At 47.1% G+C, this 2,686-nt stretch carries 2 protein-coding genes; one reads left to right on the top strand and one right to left on the bottom strand.

Going from position 1 to position 2,686, the window contains the following annotated elements; genetic code table 11:
• Positions 1–6: 6 nt before the first annotated feature.
• The gene (locus tag V5N63_RS07130) at positions 7–654 is read right to left on the bottom strand and encodes a hypothetical protein (RefSeq protein WP_332033397.1); all 648 of its coding nucleotides are present in this window, start codon (positions 652–654) and stop codon (positions 7–9) included.
• Between the two features lie 464 nt (positions 655–1,118).
• Between V5N63_RS07130 and V5N63_RS07125 the strand changes: the two genes are divergently transcribed.
• Positions 1,119–2,669, top strand: a complete 1,551-nt coding sequence (locus tag V5N63_RS07125; protein WP_332033396.1) for a serine hydrolase — start codon at positions 1,119–1,121, stop codon at positions 2,667–2,669.
• The last annotated feature ends 17 nt before the right edge of the window (positions 2,670–2,686 follow it).

Genomic DNA, 2,686 nt, shown 5'->3' with positions numbered 1-2,686 from the left:
TAATACTTACTCCTCAGCTACAACAACCCCCTGCAGAAACCCTTCGCCCCAAATAAACAACAAATCACGGTAACCCTTTCTGCGCCGGAAACCGAGTGGCACTTCCGCGCGGTTCTGTGCGCTTATTTCCGGCGCGGCGTGCACCTGTCTTCGGAAATCTCCGTTGTCAAGATTAATCTGAAGCTCCGTAATGCCTTCAACCGGCTGGCGGGAAGGGGAGAGGTGAAGCACGGCCTTTCCTCTCTGCCTCACCGCACTGTTCAGTTTGGGAAAATGCCCGTACTTTTTATGAAAGCGGAAATCCCGCAGTATTGCGCGGCCTTCGGGAGTACCCAATCCTCCTGCGGGGATGCGCTGGCCCTTTTCGGCACCATCCGCAGCCTTCAGCTCCAGCATCAGTTTGTTTACCTTCCGGTACAGGTAGCGGTCATTCATGCGCCTGCATTCCTCTGCCAAGGCGGCACGCAGAAATTTTCCGGCCGATGAGGCCTTTGCAAATTCGGTGTTCTGAACCTCGTTCTTTTTCTGAGCCTCCGATTTCGGGCCCCGTTTTTTACCGGCGGCCTTGCGCACAACCTGCTTCCCGTTCAGCTCGTAGAAAACATAATCGCCAAGTTTTCCGCTCACTTTAAATATCGAATTCACTTTGCCCATGCTGTTGCTTTAGAAATGTACTCATCTCAAATATATAAATAATAAGGCATATAATACGGTGTTTCCTTATTTTTCCCTATATTTACAAAGTTTTGGTAAACAGGTGATTATGAACGTTTGTTTCATCCTGAAATCCCTGTTTTTCACCAATTAAATTCTTCTTAAATCCCTTCCATAAGCATTTCCCCGAGGTTGAGCCGTAGTTGCCGCATACTTGCGCCGTACCTCCCTGCAGGATGCTTAAGGTCTCCTTAAGGTCTTCGTGCTGAATGCTTCAGGTCTTATTCGTATCTCCTTCGGAAATAACCCCTTTTTTCCGAAGAAGTCCTGAACCAACCCCGAACAGTACGGGTGCGAACCACAAAACTGTAATGCAGGCTTCCTGATTTATTCACCACCTGTAGCCGGTGTATAGCGCGCCTGTTAAAAAATTTATATCTTCGTGACAATTAAAAATTCCGATAATGAAACGTAACTTTTCCCTGTTATTCATCCTTGTTTCTTTAATGGCTTTCGGCCAGATCGAAGAAAAAAAACTCGATGAACTGATTCAGAATACCCTTAAAACATTTGATGTTCCCGGAATGTCCGTCGGCATCATTAAAGACGGAAAAATGGTGTATGCCAAAGGTTTTGGCGTGAATTCCCTTACAGCGAACCAAAAAATGGACGAAAACACCCTCGTGGGAATCGCTTCAAATTCTAAAGGATTTACCGGAACTGCCCTGGCCATCCTTGCTGATGAAGGTAAGCTGAATTTCGATGATAAAGTCACGAAGTTCCTTCCTGAATTCCGCATGTACGATCCTTATGTGACCCAGGAGATTACCATTAAAGATTTAATTACCCACAGAGCCGGTCTCGGCCTTGGACAGGGAGATCTGATGTTCTTTCCTGAAGGCGGTAATCTTACGGTGAACGACATCATCCACAACGTGCGCTATCTGAAGCCCGAACATTCTTTCCGCAATACCATGGATTATAATAACATCATGTTCATTGTTGCAGGCGAAGTTATTAAAAGAGTGTCCGGACTTTCCTGGGCTGAATTTATCGAGCAGCGGATCCTGAAACCCGTAGGCATGAAATCGAGTTTCGGCAATTATAACCGTGCGAAAGCCGCTGGCGTAAAAAATATCATCGATGCACACGCCCCTGTTGACGGTAAAGTGATTCAGGTTCCACACGACTGGAATGAGACTGCGGATGCCGCGGGAGGTATTATCAGTAACATTACCGATATGGGGATATGGGCAGATTTCCTTATGAACGGGTTCACCACCAAAGACGGTAAAAAACTCGTCTCCGATAAACAGATCCAGCAGCTCTGGAACCTGCAGATCGCCACACCTGTAGCTTTAAAAAACGCCTACGATTCCAATTTCGGTGGTTATGGGCTGGGCTGGTTCCTTACCGATGTTAAAGGCCACAAACAGGTGTACCACACCGGCGGATTGATCGGTACCGTAACCCAGTTCACGCTGATTCCCGACATGAAACTCGGCATCATTGTACTCACCAACCAGCAGAGTGGGGCAGCTTTCAGCACGGTAACCAACACCATTAGAGATGCCTACCTCGGCATTGAAGACCGCAACTGGCTGAAAACCTACGGCGACCGGATGGCAAAAATGAATGCCGATTTCGAAAAAGGAAAGAAAGAAATCTTTGCCAAATCCGAAGCCTTTAAAAAAGAGAAAAGCCAGCACCCAAAACCGGAACAGTTTGTAGGCACCTACACCGATGCCTGGTTTGGTGACGTAACCATCTCCCAGCAGGGAAAAACCTACCGTATCCAGGCTAAAAACTCCCCGCGACTGAAAGGCGAACTGTTGCCGTACACCCACAATACCTTCATCGCAAAATGGGACGACAGAAGCTACGATGCTGATGCCTTCGTAATCTTCACCTACGATGAAACCGGAAAAGCCACCTCTGCAAAGATGAAACCCATCTCCGATATTACGGATTTCAGTTTCGATTTCGAAGATCTCGATTTGCAGCGCACCAAGTAATTAGAAACAGCAATAAT

The sequence above is a fragment of the Kaistella sp. genome, from assembly GCF_032060305.1.
GTDB classification, from domain to species: Bacteria; Bacteroidota; Bacteroidia; order Flavobacteriales; family Weeksellaceae; genus Kaistella; species Kaistella yananensis.
The sequence above is the reverse complement of the archived record's forward strand: the minus strand, read 5'-3'. Positions and strand labels throughout refer to the sequence as shown.